The 17,922-nt window shown below is 65.5% G+C and carries 15 protein-coding genes; 2 read left to right on the forward strand and 13 right to left on the reverse strand.

Annotated features, from left to right (window positions below):
* Positions 1-88: 88 nt before the first annotated feature.
* Positions 89-1,132: a phosphate ABC transporter substrate-binding protein PstS gene (gene pstS / locus AAG816_RS08255; RefSeq protein ID WP_341989119.1), complete on the reverse strand. Its 1,044-nt coding sequence runs from the start codon at positions 1,130-1,132 to the stop codon at positions 89-91.
* 128 nt (positions 1,133-1,260) lie between these two features.
* The gene (locus AAG816_RS08260; RefSeq protein ID WP_341989120.1) at positions 1,261-2,658 is read right to left on the reverse strand and encodes an ATP-binding protein; all 1,398 of its coding nucleotides are present in this window, start codon (positions 2,656-2,658) and stop codon (positions 1,261-1,263) included.
* A 293-nt stretch (positions 2,659-2,951) separates the two neighbouring features.
* On the opposite strand from AAG816_RS08260, the gene AAG816_RS08265 reads away from it, so the two are divergent.
* Positions 2,952-3,581 carry a hypothetical protein gene (locus AAG816_RS08265; protein WP_341989121.1) on the forward strand — a complete coding sequence of 210 codons (630 nt, stop codon included), beginning with the start codon at positions 2,952-2,954 and terminating at the stop codon, positions 3,579-3,581.
* 148 nt (positions 3,582-3,729) lie between these two features.
* On the opposite strand, the gene AAG816_RS08270 is transcribed toward AAG816_RS08265, so the two are convergent.
* From AAG816_RS08270 to ahcY, 3 genes are all read right to left on the reverse strand, one after another.
* Positions 3,730-4,806, reverse strand: a complete 1,077-nt coding sequence (locus tag AAG816_RS08270) for a UPF0104 family protein (protein ID WP_341989122.1) — start codon at positions 4,804-4,806, stop codon at positions 3,730-3,732.
* Positions 4,807-4,992: 186 nt separating this feature from the next.
* Positions 4,993-6,879 (reverse strand): KUP/HAK/KT family potassium transporter, encoded by a 1,887-nt coding sequence (locus tag AAG816_RS08275; RefSeq protein WP_341989123.1) that lies wholly within the window; start codon positions 6,877-6,879, stop codon positions 4,993-4,995.
* Positions 6,880-7,155: 276 nt separating this feature from the next.
* On the reverse strand, positions 7,156-8,553 hold the full coding sequence (ahcY, locus tag AAG816_RS08280) for an adenosylhomocysteinase (RefSeq protein ID WP_341989124.1): 1,398 nt from the start codon (positions 8,551-8,553) through the stop codon (positions 7,156-7,158).
* Between the two features lie 504 nt (positions 8,554-9,057).
* Here ahcY and AAG816_RS08285 point away from each other — a divergent pair.
* A complete protein-coding gene (locus AAG816_RS08285) occupies positions 9,058-9,675 on the forward strand; it encodes a CarD family transcriptional regulator (RefSeq protein ID WP_341989125.1) in 618 nt (205 codons plus the stop codon).
* A gap of 189 nt (positions 9,676-9,864) precedes the next feature.
* Here the strand turns inward: AAG816_RS08285 and AAG816_RS08290 are convergent, their stop codons facing one another.
* The 8 genes from AAG816_RS08290 to AAG816_RS08325 form a co-directional block, all read right to left on the reverse strand.
* Positions 9,865-11,190, reverse strand: coding sequence for a folylpolyglutamate synthase/dihydrofolate synthase family protein (locus AAG816_RS08290; protein ID WP_341989126.1), 1,326 nt, complete (start codon positions 11,188-11,190; stop codon positions 9,865-9,867).
* A 37-nt stretch (positions 11,191-11,227) separates the two neighbouring features.
* A complete protein-coding gene (gene accD, locus AAG816_RS08295) occupies positions 11,228-12,124 on the reverse strand; it encodes an acetyl-CoA carboxylase, carboxyltransferase subunit beta (RefSeq protein ID WP_341989127.1) in 897 nt (298 codons plus the stop codon).
* 173 nt (positions 12,125-12,297) lie between these two features.
* Positions 12,298-13,347, reverse strand: coding sequence for a linear amide C-N hydrolase (locus tag AAG816_RS08300; protein WP_341989128.1), 1,050 nt, complete (start codon positions 13,345-13,347; stop codon positions 12,298-12,300).
* Between the two features lie 146 nt (positions 13,348-13,493).
* Complete coding sequence (gene trpA, locus AAG816_RS08305; RefSeq protein WP_341989129.1) at positions 13,494-14,330, reverse strand: tryptophan synthase subunit alpha; 837 nt, start codon at positions 14,328-14,330, stop codon at positions 13,494-13,496.
* 121 nt (positions 14,331-14,451) lie between these two features.
* Positions 14,452-14,793 carry a hypothetical protein gene (locus AAG816_RS08310; RefSeq protein ID WP_341989130.1) on the reverse strand — a complete coding sequence of 114 codons (342 nt, stop codon included), beginning with the start codon at positions 14,791-14,793 and terminating at the stop codon, positions 14,452-14,454.
* On the reverse strand, positions 14,790-16,001 hold the full coding sequence (gene trpB, locus AAG816_RS08315; RefSeq protein WP_341989131.1) for a tryptophan synthase subunit beta: 1,212 nt from the start codon (positions 15,999-16,001) through the stop codon (positions 14,790-14,792). Before trpB ends, AAG816_RS08310 begins: the two co-directional genes overlap by 4 nt.
* Entirely contained in the window at positions 15,998-16,684 is a 687-nt protein-coding gene (locus tag AAG816_RS08320) for a phosphoribosylanthranilate isomerase (RefSeq protein ID WP_341989132.1), read from the reverse strand. Before AAG816_RS08320 ends, trpB begins: the two co-directional genes overlap by 4 nt.
* 58 nt (positions 16,685-16,742) lie before the next feature.
* Positions 16,743-17,720, reverse strand: coding sequence for a complex I NDUFA9 subunit family protein (locus tag AAG816_RS08325; RefSeq protein ID WP_341989202.1), 978 nt, complete (start codon positions 17,718-17,720; stop codon positions 16,743-16,745).
* Positions 17,721-17,922: the final 202 nt, after the last annotated feature.

Consider the following 17,922-nt stretch of genomic DNA (forward strand, 5'->3'; position numbering starts at 1 on the left):
GCGCGAAGGGCACCGCCGAGATCCGGCGGCGCCCTCAGGCTGCCCGGAGGCGCCTCTCCCGTGTGGGGAGCGGCGCCTCTCAGGGCGATCAGAACACCGGCTTGCCGTCCGGGGCCTTCACTTCGGCCTTCCAAGCGGCCTTCACACGCTCCACCACCGACTCCGGCAGCGGGATGTAGTGCAGCTTCTCGGCGATCTCGCCGCCGTCCTTGCCGTAGGACCACTCGAAGAACTTCATCACTTCGCGCGAAGCTTCCACGTTGGTGGGGTTCTTCGGCAGCAGGATGTAGGTGGCGGACACGATCGGCCAAGCGGTTTCGCCGGCAGTGTTCAGCATGGAGGCCGCGAAATCCTTCGAGCCGGTCCAGTCGGCGGCGTCGGCCGCAACCATGAACGCCTTGACGGACGGGGCGACGAACTTGCCGGCCTTGTTCTGCAGCTGCGTCACCACCAGCTTGTTGGCGGCGGCGTAGACGAACTCGACGTAGCCGAGGCCGCCCTTGGTGTTCTTCACGGTGCCGGCAACGCCTTCGTTGCCCTTGGCGCCCGCGCCGGCGGGCCACTGGACCGAAGTCGCGGCGCCGACCTTGGACTTCCACTCCGGACTCACTTCAGCCAGGTAGCTGGTGAACACGTAGGAGGTGCCGGACGAGTCCGAACGATACACCGGCACGATGGCCTGGTCCGGCAGCTTCACGCCGGCGTTCAGGTCGGCGATGGCCTTGTCGTTCCACTTGGTGATCTTGCCGAGATAGATGTCGGCGAGGACCGGGCCGGTCAGCTTGAGCTGGTCGGAAGCGATGCCGTCCACATTCACCGTGGCGACGATCGAACCGATCACGGCCGGGAACTGCAGCAGGTTCGCGGAGGCGAGCTTGGCGCTGTCCATCGGGGCGTCGGACGCACCGAAATCAACCGTACGGTTGATGATCTGGTTCTGGCCGCCGCCGGAACCGATCGACTGGTAGTTCAGACCGTTGCCGGTCTTCTCTTTGAACTTAGCGCCCCAGGACTGGTACACGGGAGCGGGAAAGGAAGCGCCGGCGCCATTGAAATCAAGGGCTGATGCGCTACCGGCGAACAGTGTGCCGGCGACAGCGAGCGCTGCGCCGAATGCGGTGGTGAGTTTCACGGGATTCTCTCCATTGCCAATCTGGTGCCGCCTCTCGACGTTTCCATCGCGACGCACCATTGGACCGCCAAGACATAGCGGCTGGGCTGCACCGTTCTATGACCGACCCGTGACACCTGAATGACAGACTAAGCCTTTGCCGAAATTTGATTTTTTGCCGCCTCATCAAAAACATCGAGCCGGACCGTAAACTTTGCCCCCTCGCCGGGGGTACTTTCGACCCCCAGACGGCCGCGATGGCGGGCAACAATGTGCTTCACAATGGCCAAGCCCAAGCCGGTGCCGCCATGGTCGCGGCTGGCGGCCACATCCACCCGGTAGAAGCGCTCGGTGAGGCGTGGCAGATGCTCGGGGGCGATGCCGGGGCCAAAATCGCGGATGCTGATCACCGCCACTGGACCGGCGGGGCCGGCCTCGCACGCCAGATCCACCGCCACGCGCTTTCCGGTGACGCCGTATTTCAGGGCGTTCTCCACCAGATTCTCGAACAGGCGAATAAGTTCATCCCGGTCGCCACGGATGACCAGCGGGCGGGTCTCGCGGGTCAGTTCGATGACGACTCCGCGATCATTGGCCAACGGGGTCAGCGTGTCGCAGACGTGAGACAGGATGCCGCCCAGATCCACCGGCGTGTCCGGGCGCACATGCGCGTTCAGTTCGATGCGCGAGAGCGACAGCAGATCGTCGATCAGCCGCGACATCCGCCGCGCCTGGGCACCCATGATGGTGAGGAAGCGTTCCCGGGCGGGAGCATCGTTGCGCGCCGGCCCCAGCAGGGTCTCGATGAAGCCGGAGAGCGAGGCGAGCGGCGTGCGCAGTTCGTGGCTGGCGTTGGCCACGAAGTCGGCGCGCATCTGTTCCACCCGGCGCTGCTGGGTGAGATCGCGAAAGGTGAGGAGCACCGCGTCGGGGGCGGGAATGCGCGCGGCGGCATCGGCGGCGCCCCGCACGCCGCTATCCCGTCCCTTGGCGCTATAGAGGTGGAGTGGCACCACATGAGCTTCCAGCCAGCGATCCAGGGGCACCCGCTCGGCAAATTCCACCCGACGGGGAAAGCCGTCCTGCGCCGCCGCCCGCACCGCGGCCAGCACCTCGGGCACCCGCACCAGGAACGACAGGGGATCGCCCACCCGCGCGGCACCGATGGCCAGACCCACCCGTTCGTTGGCCACCAAAATCTCCCCATCGGGGCTCAGCAGCAGCGCCGGCTCCGGGAGAGCGGCCACCAGCGCCGCCACCGGGGCCTCCACCGGCGGGCGGGACGCCTGCGGCGGTTCTGGCTCGGGCGCCGGTGCCTGGACAACCTGGCGATCGTCCCGCCGCACGCAGAGCGTGCCAAGCACGGCACATAGCAGCACGCCCATGGCGACCAGGGGATGGGCCCGGTCCGCCGCGGCGCCCGCAAGGGTGAGCAGGCCCGCCAGCCACAGCCAGACCATGGCGCGCGCAAACCACGCCTTCGCGGGTGCTGCTCGTCCGGCGGTGCCGGGCCTGGTCCCCGGTTCGTCTTCTGTCGGCGTCGTCATAAACAGGCGTCCTGCCCCGCCAAAGGGGCGGTCACCTCTGAAGGAGCCCGTGGGAGGCCCCGGCGCTTCAGGCCCGTCATGGGCTTCTTCCTCGACAGCCGCACGGTGCGGGAGCACCCGCATGGTGCGGCGATTCCCGTCATGGTGAATCGGTCCGACGAAAGCAATAAGACAACATTTCGGTGTATCGATGGATTTCGATCATTGCCGCGGCGCGGAACCGTTCGCCGGCGTTCCGTCTTGCTGTCAGAAGGGGTTAGATTGCTAACCCTTCGTGTGTTCAGGGGGTTGCCATGTCATCCGCTCGCTCCGCTTTTCTGGTGCTCGCACTGGCGAGCGGCATCGCAGGCCAATCCCCCGCTCATGCCGATCCCTTGCCCATGCCCACCCTCGATTTCGCCCTGAAGGCCAAGCTGCGGGATGGCGGCACGCTGGATCTCGCCCATTCCAACGGCAAGATGCGGATGGAGATGCAGCCCAAGGCCTCGCCCGCCATGGTGGTGGGCCTCATTGATCTGAAGGCGGGCAAGATCGTGGTGATGGTGCCATCCATGCCGAAGATGGCGGTGCAGACCGATCTTCCCCCGGAATATCATTTCGCCGCGCTGACGGGCTCCGGCACCCCCATGGGCCGGTCAACGGTGGCGGGCGAGCCCTGCGAGATCTGGAAGGTGGAGACCTCGGTTACCAGCGCCTCCGCCGGGCCGACCACGGCATGCATCACGCCGGACGGCATCTCGCTGCGCACGGAAGTGGAAATCCAGGGCAAGCAGCAGTTGATCTACGAGGCCACGTCGGTCACCCGCGGCCCGCAGGATCCCCATCTGTTCGTCATGCCCACCGGGGTGCAGACCATCAAGATTCCCAAGGGCGCGTCCGCTGCGGCCCTCCCCAGCCTCATTCCCGGCGGCATGGTCCGCTGACCCGCAGTCCCGGCACGGGAGCGGCGGCCAAGTCCCGATGCCGTATGGGTTACACTGACGCGACGCCAATCGGTCGCGCTAACACGGGCGGATCAGGACGGTGCACCTGGCGCCAGGCCCCCGTGTAAGAGCGGGCGACGGCCCGGCCCTATTCGGCGGCGGTGACCCGGTTCGGCTTTGGCTCCGCCGCGGCCTCGCCGACCACAGGCGCCAACGGCGGAGCCGCCGGCGCTTCATCGGTGCCCGCCACCAGGGCTGCCGCACGCTTGCGCCCGAGGCCGATCTCCCGCACGCCCAGCAACGTCAACGCCAGGGCAAACGGGATGATGTAATAGAACAGGCGGAATACCAGGAGCGCGCCGACCATCTCGCCGGCCTCGAACTGCGGCAGCGCGACCAGCAGCGCCGCATCGAACACCCCGAGACCGCCCGGCGCATGGCTGGCAAAGCCCAGCAGCGTGGCCGTGACAAAGATCACCGCCAGGGCGATGGGATCGATATAGGGGCTGGCAGGCATCAGCATGTACATGGCTGCCGCGCACAGGCTGAGGTCGAGAATGCCGATGCCAATCTGCAGCAGGGTGGTCTTGCCCGCCGGCAAGGTGACGAACCAGGTGGAGCGACCGATCTTGCGCGGGGCCGCGCTGACCCAGAGCACATAGCCCACCAGCACCACCAGGGCACCGGCGCCCAGCAGGCGATTGACCATGGGCGGCAGCTGATCCACCGCCGTCGCCGCTTCCGGATGGATGAGGATACCCAGGCCGAGCACGGCGATGTTGCCCAGCCAGAAGGTGACGCCGGCGATGAAGCAGACCTTCGCCACGTCGATGGCATTCAGACCCCAGGCGGAATAGATGCGATAGCGCACCGAACCGCCGGTGAACACCGTGAAGCCCACATTGTGCCCGACCGAATAAGAACAGAAGCCGGACAGCGCCGCCACGCGATAGGGGATCTCGGTCTTGCCGATGGTGCGCAGGGCAAACCAGTCATAGAAGGTCAACGTCACATAGGCGCAGGCCACCAGCACGAAGGCGGCGGCCACATGCAGCGGGTCCTTGGCCTTCAGCGCCGCGACCACGTCCGCAAAATTCAGATTGTGCAGCATGCGGTAGAGCACGGTGCCGGCAATGCCGATCACCACAAGGCTGGCGATAAAGCCAAGGCCATGCAGCCCCACTTTGTCGCGCAGGAAACGCCAAATCCGTGATGGAACGCTCATAAGGCACCGTTTTCCCCGCCGACGGCCGAACAGCCTCCGGGATACCCAGTACGTCGATACCCCGAAACGGTGACCACCAAAGGATGGCACTGTACGGGCCGGAAGGACTGACGTTACGTCGCCACCATCCTTGCATTGATGCCTTAACGCCTCAAGACGGCGCTCCCGTGGCGTCGCCCTGAACGCTCACAATTTCACGGGATAGCCGATTTCAACCGTCCGGCTGCGCGGCAGGCCGAAGCGATCCACCGAGCGCTCCGCATTGCGGGCCAGGAAAGCGAACACGTGCGCCACCACGTCGCTCATGCGCGTGACCTCGTCGGGCGGAATGATGCGCTCGTGGCCGATCACATAGATCGCCTCGTCGGGATCCAGGCCCCGCGCGCTCAAGGCCGGCCCCAGCACCGAGGGCACGTCGATCTGCTGCATGTAGCCGAAGCGCAGGTCCACCCGCACGAAGGAACCGTCGATGGCGGTCACGCGCACCCGGTCATCCACCGACACCCGCGGGCGGGCCGCAATCCACACCGAGACGATCACCGCCCGGTGGAACCGCACCTTCAGCAGGTCCGACATGCGCGACAGCGCCACAGGCGTCACCGCGCCCGCCCGCGACAGGAAGATGGCGGTGCGCGGACTTTCCGCATCGCTCGCCGTCTCCTTGCGGGCGATGAAATTGTCCAGCGGCTCGGTGAAGCGCACCTGCTGCGCCACCACGCCCTCCAGGCCGCGGCGCCAGCTCACCATGACGAAGATGACGACGCCGGCAATGGTCAGCGGCAGCCAGCCGCCCTCATGCAGCTTGGTGAGGTTCGATGTCGCAAAGGAAAGGTCGAGCGCCATCAGACCGATGCCCAGCGCCCAGACTGCCGGCTTGGGCCAGTGCCAGGACCGATGCACCTGGGCCACGAACAAGATGGTGGTGGTGACCATGGCGAAGGCCACGGCGATGCCGTAGGCCGAGGCCAGCCGGTCCGACGCCTCGAAGCCGAGCACCACGGCAATGCAGGCAATCATCAAAAGCCAGTTGAGCCGGCCCACATAGATGTGCTGCTCATTGTGCTCGCTGGTGTAGCGGATGCGCATGGGCGGCAGATAGCCCAGTTCGATGGCTTGCTTGGCCAGCGAAAACACGCCGGTGATGATGGACTGCGAGGCGATCACCGTGGCCGCCGTCGCCAGGACCAGCATGGGCAGGTCGAACAGATCCGGGCACAGATCATAGAAGGGATTGCGCACTGCGGCGGGGTCGCGCAGCAGGATCGCGCCCTGGCCGAAATAATTCAGCAGCAGGGCGGGCATCGCCACGACCAGCCAGGCGCGAGCGATGACCCTGCGGCCGAAATGGCCGAGATCCGCATACAGCGCCTCGCCGCCGGTGATGGCCAGGAAGCAGGCGCCGAGAATCACGCCGGCCAGCGCGGTATGGTCCAGCAGGAGCCGCACGCCGAGGCGCGGATCCAGGCCCGCCAGCACCTCGGGCGCCTGGACGATGCCATAGACGCCCAGCACCGCCAGAGAACCGAACCACACCATCATGATCGGGCCGTAGAAACTGGCGATGCGCTCCGTCCCGAGCCGCTGCGACAGGAACACCCCCAGCAGCACCAGCACGGTGATCGGCACGATCCAGGCATTCAGGGCCGGCGAGATGACCTGGAGGCCCTCGATGGCGGAGAGAACCGACATGGCCGGGGTCAGGACGCCGTCGCCGATGAGCATGGCCGCGCCGATAAGGCCGGCGCCCAGCAGATACCAGCGCAGGCCGAGGGCGCTGCGATGCAGATCCAGCAAGGTGACGAGCGCGAGGATGCCGCCTTCACCGTCATTGTCCGCCCGCAGCACCAGCATCACGTATTTCACGGTGATGGAGAGGATGATGCTCCAGGTGATCAGGGACAGAAGTCCGAGCACGTCGGAGGGCAGGAAGTCGGTGCCCCCCACCGCCAGAACGCCCTGCTTCAGGGCATAGAGCGGGCTGGTGCCAATATCACCGAACACGACGCCGAGCGCACCGATCTCGGCCGCGAACGGCAGGATAAGCTTGCGGCTGCGACTGAGGCTCAAGGACATGTCTCGAGATCCGGCCGCTTAAGGTTTTGACGGGGACGTGACGAACGGACGGCGAGCGCTCAAGGCTATCTCTCTGCATCGGCTGCGCTTGAGGCGCCCCGATCTCAAGTCGAAACGGTTCAAGGCTGCCCCCCGCAACAGGCCGCCTCGCAGGACGACCGCCGCTCACACCTAGCTCCGTTCGAGAGGCATGACAATGCGCCGGATCGGAGCAAGCGGGCCCCGCCCCCGGCCTGATGGGCGCACCCGGCACGAGGCCGGGTGCGCAGGCATGGATCAGTAGCGGTACAGTTCCGGCTTGAAGGGGCCTTCCTGAGCCACACCGATGTATTCGGACTGCTTGTCGGAGAGCTTCGTCAGCTTCACGCCGATCTTGTCCAGGTGAAGCGCGGCGACCTTTTCGTCGAGCTTCTTGGGCAAGGTGTAGACCTTCTTGTCATACTGGCCCGGCTTGGTCCAAAGCTCGATCTGCGCCAGCGTCTGATTGGTGAACGACGCAGACATGACGAAGCTTGGGTGGCCCGTTGCGTTGCCAAGATTGACCAGACGGCCTTCCGACAGAAGAATGATGCGCTTCTTATCGGGGAACTCGATCTCGTCCACCTGCGGCTTCACATTGTGCCACTTGAAGTTCTTCAGGCCGGCGACCTGAATTTCACTGTCAAAATGGCCGATGTTGCAGACGATGGCGCGATCCTTCATGGAGCGCATGTGATCGACGGTGATCACGTCCAAATTGCCGGTTGCGGTCACGAAGATGTCGGCGCGCGGGGCGGCGTCTTCCATCGTGGTGACTTCATAGCCTTCCATCGCCGCCTGCAGGGCGCAGATGGGATCGACTTCGGACACCATCACGCGGCAGCCGGCATTGCGCAGCGAAGCGGCCGAGCCCTTGCCCACGTCGCCGAAGCCGGCGACCATGGCGACCTTGCCAGACATCATCACGTCGGTGCCGCGGCGGATGCCGTCCACCAGGCTCTCGCGGCAACCATAGAGGTTGTCGAACTTGGACTTGGTGACGCTGTCATTGACGTTGATCGCGGGCCACAGGAGCGTGCCCTTCTTCTGCATCTCGTACAGGCGATGCACGCCCGTGGTGGTCTCTTCGGTCACGCCACGGATCGACTTGGCGAGCATGGTGTACCAGCCATGCTTGTGCTTCAGGCGACGCTTGATGGCAGCGAAGAGGACTTCTTCTTCCTCATTGGTGGCGCCTTCGAGGAAGGCGGTGTCGCCGGCTTCCGCGCGCAGGCCCAGATGGACCAGCAAGGTCGCATCGCCGCCGTCATCGAGGATCATGTTCGGGGCGCCGCCGTCGGCCCACTCGAAGATACGATGGGTGTAGTCCCAGTATTCCTCCAGCGTCTCGCCCTTGACGGCGAAGACGGGGGTGCCGGCGGCCGCGATGGCGGCGGCGGCATGGTCCTGGGTGGAGTAGATGTTGCAGGAGGCCCAGCGCACGTCGGCGCCGAGAGCCGTCAGCGTCTCGATGAGCACGCCGGTCTGAATGGTCATGTGCAGCGAGCCGGCGATGCGGGCGCCCTTGAGCGGCTGCACGGCGCCGTATTCGGCGCGCGTGGCCATCAGGCCCGGCATTTCGGTCTCGGCGATATCGAGTTCCTTGCGGCCCCAATCGGCGAGATTGATGTCTTTCACCACATAATCGATGGTCATGTTCTTCTCCCTGTCGGGCCTGGCGGTCGGCGCGATGCGACGCGAGCGACCCATGGCGGGCCAGTAGCACGGACAGCGGAAACCATCAATAAGGATATAAAGAAATGTTTATATCTATTGATCCACTTGAGCGCAGGCCCCACCGGAATTCGCATGCGTGCATTGCGCGTGGCTGACAGCCGCGAAACGAGCAGCGCTTTGATTCATGCGATTTTTGTGTTATACAAGCAGTTACAGTCGATTGCGTCTCAGTCAGCCATCCCGCGCTCAAATCATCTGCGCATTCTCGGGAACATAGGGGCGAGAATTGGCGTGTCCAGCCGCGGGGTACGGCTTGGCGCGAAGGATTGATTGTGATTTCGACTGCCAGAGCGGGTTGTCGGGCGTTCCGGCCGCAACCCAAGTTGTCAGCACAAGGTGCGCCGAAGCCGGTTTGAGCCGGACACGGGTTTCCGCGCGCCAACACGATCCGGCCCCCGGGCCTGGTCAGGAGCGGTTCAGAGCATGACGACGACGAAGAAGATCAGCACGCAGGCCCGTCTCGGTTTCAAGACGGGTGAACATATCGTGTACCCGTCGCACGGGGTCGGTCGTATCACCTCCATTGAAGAACAGGAAGTGGCCGGTTTCAAGCTCGAACTGTTTGTGATCTCGTTCGAAAAGGACAAGATGACGCTGCGCGTTCCGGTGCCGAAGATCGCCACCGTGGGCATGCGCAAGCTCTCAGAAGCCCCCGTGGTCGCCAAGGCGCTCGAAACCCTCAAGGGCCGCGCCCGCGTCAAGCGCACCATGTGGAGCCGCCGCGCGCAGGAATACGAAGCCAAGATCAATTCCGGCGATCTCATCGCCATTTCCGAAGTGGTCCGCGATCTGTACCGCTCCGACGCCCAGCCTGAGCAGTCCTATTCCGAGCGGCAGCTGTACGAAGCCGCGCTCGACCGGATGGCCCGGGAACTGTCGGCGGTGGAGAACATCACCGAGACGGAATCGGTCAAGATGATCGAGCAGAACCTCCAGAAGGGTCCCAAGCGCGGTGCCGCCAAGGTGGAAGATGCCGAAGACGTCGAGGCGGAAGCCGAGGCCGAAATCGAACCCGACATGGAAGCGGAACAGGCGGCCTGAGACGCACGCCTGCGCCGTCACGGACATCGTGCTCGCGGGGCCATCACGGTCACGGATAGTCGAGAGAGCCCGACGTATCGCAAAGCGCTTAGCCCGCTGATCAAACCCCGCCGATTTTCGGCGGGGTTTTTTCGTATGGGGGATGGAGATCTCGGCCACTCGAACGGGCGGCCGTTTATGCTGTGTCGCTCAGACGGGCAGTGTTCCGTTCGCCGCCAGCACGGACCCGGCCAGATAAAGCGAGCCACAGATCAACACGCGCGGCGGTGGCACCAGCGGAAAGGCAGCCAGGCCGTCCAGCGCAGATCCCACATCCCGGGCCATGGATGCTGAAAAGCCCAACGCCGCCGCAGCGGTCGCAAGATCCTCAGGCGCGAGACCGGCGTGATCGCCGGAAATCGGCACCGCGATTGCCTCACGCGCCAGACCGGCGAACGGTTCCAGGAAGGCGGTGACATCCTTGTTGTTCAGCATGCCGACCACCAGCACCAGCGGGCGCGAATAGCGCTCCTCCAATGCCGCGACCGCATGGGCCAGCGCCGCGCCGCCAGCGGCGTTGTGGCCGCCATCCAGCCACACCTCGACCCCGGCAGGCGCCCGGTCCACCAGCGGCCCGGACGGCAAGCGCTGCAACCGCGCGGGCCACTCGGCGGCACGGATGCCGTGCTCAATCAGCGGACCAGGCATCCGCAACACCGGTACCGCCCGCAGCGTCGCCACCGCAAGGCCGGCATTGTCGATCTGGTGCGGCCCCACCAGCCGCGGCAAGGGCAGATCCAGCAGCCCGTCCTCGTCGGAATAGACCAGGCGGCCCGCTTCCTCATGCACGGTCCATTGCTGCCCGCGCACGAACACCGGGGCGCGCTTGCGCGCAGCGGCCCGTTCGATCACCGACAGCGCCTCATCCGGCTGCTGCCCCACCACCACCGGCACGCCGGCCTTGATGATGCCCGCCTTTTCCCCGGCAATGGCCGCCAGCGTATCGCCGAGAAACTCCACATGGTCGATGGAGAGCGGCGTGATCACGCTCACCAGGGGCGCGGGGATCACATTGGTGGCGTCGAGGCGACCACCCAGACCCACCTCCAGCAACAGCACATCTGCCGGCTCCTCGGCGAACAGCAGCAGCGCCGCGGCGGTGGTGATCTCGAAAAAAGTGATCGGCGCGCCGTCATTGGCGGCCTCCACCCGATCCAGCGCCTGCGACAGCGCCGCATCGCTCACGATCCGCCCGGCCAGCCGGATGCGCTCATTGAACCGCACCAGATGGGGCGAGGTGTACACATGCACCCGCCGCCCCCCCGCCTCCAGCGCTGCGCGCAGAAAGGCGATGGTCGATCCCTTGCCATTGGTGCCCGCCACATGGACCACCGGCGGCACGCGCCGCTCGGGATGGCCCAGCGCCGCCACCAGACGCTCCATGCGCTCCAGCGACAGGTCGATGCGCTTGGGATGGAGCGCGGAGAGGCGCTCCAGAATGGCGTCGGGAGGGCTCACGGGGTCGGGACCGGCCATGGGGCGCGTGCAGTATGGTTGGTAACGTTGCGGAGGCTCACGCGGCCACTGTGGGGCGCGGCAGCCGCGCCTTCGGCGGCACGCCGGGCGCCTTCACCATGAGGCGACAGATGCGGGCGAGCGTCTCGCGCATCTGGTGGCGATGGACCACCATGTCGATCATGCCGTGCTCGAACAGATATTCCGCCCGCTGAAAGCCATCAGGCAGTTTCTCGCGGATGGTCTGCTCGATCACCCGCGGGCCGGCAAAGCCGATCAGCGCGCCCGGCTCGGCGATCTGGATATCCCCCAGCATGGCGTAGGAGGCGGTGACGCCGCCTGTGGTCGGGTTGGTCAGCACCACGATATAAGGCTGCTTGGCCTCGCGCAGTTCCTGGATCGCCACCGTGGTGCGGGGCATCTGCATCAGCGAGAGAATGCCTTCCTGCATGCGCGCGCCGCCGGAGGCCGCGAACATGATGAAGGGAGATTTTTTCGCGGCCGCAGTCTGCAAGCCGGTCACCACCGCCTCGCCCGCGGCCATGCCGAGGGATCCGCCCATGAAGCCGAAATCCTGGACCGCAATGGTGACAGGCAGAGCCTCCAGCAGGCCGGTCGCCACCTTCACCGCATCCTGCGCCCCGGTCTTGGTGCGGGCATCCTTGAGCCGATCCGCATAGCGGCGCTCGTCGCGGAATTTCAACGGATCGATCACCACCTCCGGCAGCGCCACCTCTTCATAGGCGCCATCGTCGAATGTGGTCTTCAACCGGTCCAGCACGCTCATGCGCATATGGTAGCCGGAGCCGGGGATCACATACTGATTGGCTTCCAAATCCTTATGGAACACCATTTGCCCGGTTTCCGGGCACTTCACCCAAAGGTTCTCCGGCACTTCCCTGCGGTTCAGGAAATTGCGGATTTTCGGGCGAACGACGTTGGAAATCCAGTTCAACACGCGTCTCCAGTCTGTCTGGGCTCCATGTAATACCCCTCGATGGCGAACGAAAGGCCGATCGTGCGGCATTGCAGCCGTGCGCGCGCCTTTTGAGGCTCCGTTCGCGGGTGCGCCCCGATGCCGGGCATCGGGGCGCCGCCCGTCATGCAGACCAGACTACCGCTGAACGCTCAGGGCTTGGCGGGGAGGAAGGCGAAGGCCTGCGCCACCTGGAACTGGCTCGCCGCATTGCCCGCATAGACCTTGCCGCCTTCCAGCGTCAGCTTTTTCACCGGCGCCCCCGCCTTAAGGTCCAGATCGCCGAGCGGCACCCAGAACGCATTGGGGCTGGTGGAGGAATCGAAGAAATAAACCTTGTCCTTCTGGTCCGACACCGTCCGCCACAAAGTGGAGGAGATATTCGGCTGCCCTGGCGTGGTGATGCCCAAGGGCACGCTGACGCTGCGCATGACGCTCATGACGCTCGCCACCGCCTGGTTGGCATAGAGCTGCCCCGGCACGGCCTTGATGTAATTGGGGTCGGTGGCCTTGGGGATGGCCCCGATCAGGAACGAGGCCCGTGCGAAACGATCCGCCGCCCGATTGGTGCCGGGCAAAAAGGTGAGGCCGCCGATCTGCTCCCAGTATGCGTTGAGCGCCAGTTGCTGGTCGAAGGTGGGCGAATTGGTCATCACCTGGAACTGCTTGCCGTGATGGATGACCAGCTTGCCACCCACATATTCGAAGATGGCCGAATCCCCGGAGGCATCGGAAATCGCCAGATGCAGTTGCGCCCGCTGCCCGTTCGGCAGCGTCGGCGCAATCACCTGGAACGGCTCTTTGGCGAGCGCGTCCACGGCCTCGGAGACGGTGGCGAAATGATCGAGCGCATATTGTGCCCACAGCGAGATGGAGAGCGGCGGCTTGCCGTTCGGCTGGCCATAGTCCGATTCCACCAGATAGAGCAGGTTGGCCACCAGCCCCACCTCGTTCATGCCGTCGGCGGTGCCCACGTCATAGCCCGCGGCGATGAGGCTGCCGTATTTCGACACCCATTTCGGCGATGTGGGGCCGGCGGCGCCGTCCCGCGTCATACCCTTTGGAAAGGCCCAAAGGTTGGAGCGCATGTCCTCGGCCCAGTCCATGGACCGACCGGTGATCACGGTGCCGTCAGTGCCCACATAGAGCGCCCGGGTGCAGGCCGCAGCAGGATGCAGGGTGGCCAAGAGCGCCGCCGCCATGGCAACAGCGCCGAGAAGGCGGCGCTTTAAGGTATTCCAAAACATATCATTCTGCCCCAGTGACGGTACAGCAGAACCAATAAGGTCCATTGCCATCCTGGCAATGACTCATCTCAATCATCCAACGCCGGCCACCGGCTGCTTGCCTAGAGAGTGACGCGACGTGGAACTGCGCGCACCGCTTCGGCCAGTTCCTGAACCATGGCTTCTACCGCCGGCACGGTATTGGCCGTTGCCTGGCCATTTTCCAGGGTCTTGCGCACCATTTCCACCAGTGCAGAACCGACCACCACCGCATCGGCACCGGCGGCAATGGCGGCGGCCTGTTCGGGGGTGCGAACGCCAAAACCCACCGCAACGGGGAGGGTCGTGTGCCGCTTGATGCGGGCGACCGCCGCCGACACCAGATCTACATCCGGGGTCGCCGAGCCGGTGATGCCGGTGATGGAAACGTAATAGACAAAGCCGGCGGTGTGGGCGAGCACCGTGGGCAGGCGCTTCTCGTCCGTGGTCGGCGTGGCCAGACGGATGAAGTCGATCCCGGCGGCCAGCGCCGGCAGGCAGAGTTCCGCATCCTCCTCCGGCGGCAGATCCACCACGATCAGGCCGTCGACGCCGGCCGCCTTCGCATCCGCCAGAAAGCGCGGGACGCCATAGACGTAGATCGGATTGAAATAGCCCATGAGGACGATGGGGGTGGTGGCGTCCTCCTCACGGAAGGCGCGGACCAGATCGATGGTCTTGGCCAAGGTCTGGCCGCCCTTGAGCGCCCGCAGCCCCGCCGCCTGGATGGCCGGACCGTCCGCCATGGGGTCGGTGAACGGAATGCCAAGCTCGATCAGGTCTGCCCCTGCCTCCGGCAGTGTCTTCAGCAGCGCCAGCGAGGTCTCATAGTCCGGATCACCGGCGGTGATGAAGGTCACCAGACCGGGACGGCCTGCGGCGGCAAGATCGGTAAAGCGGGTGCTGATGCGGGTGGTCATGATCCGTGGGTTTCTTCCCCTCCCGTGCGAGGGGTCGGCCGCCACGCGGCCGGAGGGCGAAGGAAGTGGTGGCGAGGGTCCAGCCCCGCCGCACGCAATGGCCGGAAATCGAGCCGAAGGCTCAATTGGCCTTCAGGATGCCGCAGCGCGCATCCGTGGCGCCGGTGGCCCCCATCAGGCGCACTTGGCCGATGCCGGTGACGCCGGGAACGGACGCATAAAGGGTCGTGGTGGAATTGCCTACCACTTTGCCCTTGGCAAGGAATTGGCATCCCACGTCGATCTGCGAGATCACGGTGGTGCCAGCATTCTTCACCCGCACATTGACGAAAGCACCGGCGGGGTCCGTCACGACATTGTCCGCCGTCAGCTGCAGCCCCGCAGGCGTTGGCGCCTGGGCGAAGGCCGGGAGTGCGAACGCAGCCATGGCCACGGCGAAAAGTCCGAATGCTGCACGTTTCATATCTGGCCCCCCAGATGTTCCGCCACGGTGAAGATGTCCTTGTCGCCGCGACCCGACAAATTGACCACCATGATGTGGTCCTTCGGCTTGGCCGGCGCGATCTCCATCACCTTGGCGATGGCGTGCGCGCATTCCAGCGCCGGGATGATGCCTTCGAGCTTGGAGAGCAACTGGAACCCCACCAGCGCCTCAGTATCGGTGCAGGGGATGTATTTTACGCGACCGATATCGTGCAGCCAGGAGTGCTCAGGCCCGATGCCGGGATAATCCAGGCCGGCGGAGATGGAATGCGCCTCGGCGATCTGCCCGTCGTCATCCATCAGCAGATAGGTGCGGTTGCCGTGCAGCACGCCCGGCCGGCCCGCCAGGATGGCAGCGGCGGTCTGGCCGCTGGAGATGCCATGCCCGGCGGCTTCCACGCCGAAGATCTCCACACTGGCGTCGTCCAGGAACTCGTGGAACAGCCCGATGGCATTGGAGCCGCCGCCGACCGCTGCGATCAGGCTGTCCGGCAGGCGGCCTTCCGCCTCCAGCATTTGGGCGCGGGTTTCCTTGCCGATGATCGACTGGAAGTCGCGCACCATGGAGGGATAAGGATGGGGACCTGCCACGGTGCCGATGCAATAGAAGGTGTCATGCACATTGGTGACCCAATCGCGCAGGGCTTCGTTCATGGCATCTTTCAGCGTGCGCGAGCCGGACTGGACCGGGATCACCTCCGCGCCCAGCATCTCCATGCGGAACACGTTGGGCTTCTGGCGCTCCACGTCCACGGCGCCCATATAGACCACGCACTTCAGCCCGAAGCGGGCGCACAGAGTGGCGGTGGCGACCCCGTGCTGCCCAGCGCCGGTCTCGGCGATGATCCGCTCCTTGCCCATGCGCCGGGCGAGCAGTATCTGCCCCAGCACATTGTTCACCTTGTGGGAGCCGGTGTGGTTGAGCTCCTCGCGCTTCAGATAGATCTTGGCGCCGCCCAGATGCTCGGTCAGCCGCTCGGCATAATAGAGCGGCGAGGGCCGGCCCACATAATGGGACAGGTAGCCGTCCATCTCCGCCCGAAAGGCCGGGTCGACCTTGGCGGCCTCGTAGGCCTGTTCCAGCTGGAGGATGAGCGGCATCAACGTCTCGGCCACGAAGCGACCGCCGTGAATGCCGAAATGGCCACCCTCGTCGGGGCCGGTGCGATAGGAATTGAGCGCGTTCACGGAGCTTGAACTTTCCACCTGGGGGCGGCTGCACCGGCCGCCTCTGCTGCCCTTGTCGCATGGACGAAGGCAAAGATTTTTTCCGCCGACTTCAGACCGGGTGCGGTCTCGACTCCGGAGGATACGTCCACCCCGTCTACCCGGATGACAGACAGGGCCTGTGACACATTACCGGCATCGAGCCCCCCGGAAAGCATGACCGGGACGCCGGGGTCAAGGCCGGCGAGCAACGTCCAGTCGAACACCCGCCCGTTGCCGCCGGGCAGGACATCGCCGGCATCGGGCTTGGCATCGAACAGCAGCCGGTCCGCCACGGCGGCATAAGCCGGCACTCCGGCCAGATCGGCCGCACGGGCCACCGGAATGGCCTTCATCACCGGCAAGCCGAAGGCCGCACGGATCTGCGCCACTCGCTCCGGAGTCTCGGCACCATGCAATTGCAGCAGATCTGGATGGAATGCAGCGATCACCGCCGCCACGGTGGCATCATCTGGGTTCACCAGCAGCGCCACCTTGCCGGCCCGCGTCCCCACCTGGGCGGCCAGCGCCGGAGCGGCGGCTAGCGCCACATGGCGCGGGCTTTTGGGGAAGTGTACAAAGCCCACCAGATCGGCGCCGGCCTCCAGCGCGGCTTCCAGCGTGTCCGGCGTGCTTAGCCCGCAGATCTTCACCTCGATGCCCATGGGCTTGGCCGCTCTCCTCGCACGCCCTGTCCGGATCGTCCCGGTGGGCGCCCGTCGCTCAGGTCTCGATATGGGTGAACTGGCCCGCCTTGCGGAATCGCCAAAGATAGCTCGGCAGAATCGAGGCCAACGCCATGGGGGTGACGCCCAGCGCCGCCAGGGTGCGGCCCTCGGACTGCGCCGCATCCGACACCACATTGTCGGTCTTCAGCAGCGTCACCTGATCGCTGGTCAGCGGCGCCATGGGGAAATGCTCCACGATGCCGGCGATCACCGATGCCAGTCCGAACGGCAGCGTCACCAGCGGCCGCTTGGCGCCGATCTCGTGCAGCACCAGCTTGAGGAGGTCTTCGAAGGTGCGCACCTCCGGCCCGCCCAGTTCATAAGTGGTCCCGGCCTTCGCCTTGCCGTCCACCGCCGCTTCCACCGCCGCGGCCACGTCACCCACGAACACGGGCTGGAATCGGGTCTGGCCACCGCCGATCAGGGGCAGCGCCGGGCTCATGCGGGCCATGCTGGCAAATTTGTTGAAGAATTCGTCTTCCGGACCGAACACCAGCGACGGGCGCAGGATGATGGCATCGGGCACCAACTCGCGCGCAGCCGCCTCCCCTTCCGCCTTGGTCCGGGCATAGACCGACTCGCTGTGAGAATCGGCACCGATGGCGGAGACATGAACCAGACGGGCGCCGGCCTGGGCGGCGGCCTCCGCCACGGCACGGGCCCCAAAGGCCTGCACGGCCTTGAACGACTGGCGGCCGGAAGGGCTCAGGATGCCCACCAGATTGACCACCGCGTCAGCGCCTTCCGCCGCGCGGCGCACGGACTGGGGATAGCGCAGGTTCGCCTGCACCAGCTGAATTTGCCCCACATAGCCCAAGGGCTGGAGGAAGCCCGCCAGTTCGGGGCGGCGCACCGCCACCCGAATCCGGTAGCCCCGGCGGGCCAAGGCGCGCACCACATGGCGTCCGAGGAAGCCGGACCCGCCGAAAACGGTCACCAAGCTGTTGGTCACCGGCTGATCCGCCACCGTCACTTCGCTCATCTGCCCTCTCCCGCCGTTCCGGGTGCGCCGTCGCGCCCGTCGACCTGCTGTCCCGCACTCTATATACGACGCCCCTGCACATACGCGATGGTCGCCATGGGCGTAAAGCGCCACCGCGTCGCGCAAGCCCTCCAGGAAGGGGCGCCGGCGGTCAAATCGGCCCAGCCTGGACCGGAACCCAGTTGACGCCGCC

The organism is Azorhizobium sp. AG788, assembly GCF_943371865.1.
Taxonomy (GTDB): domain Bacteria; phylum Pseudomonadota; class Alphaproteobacteria; order Rhizobiales; family Xanthobacteraceae; genus Azorhizobium.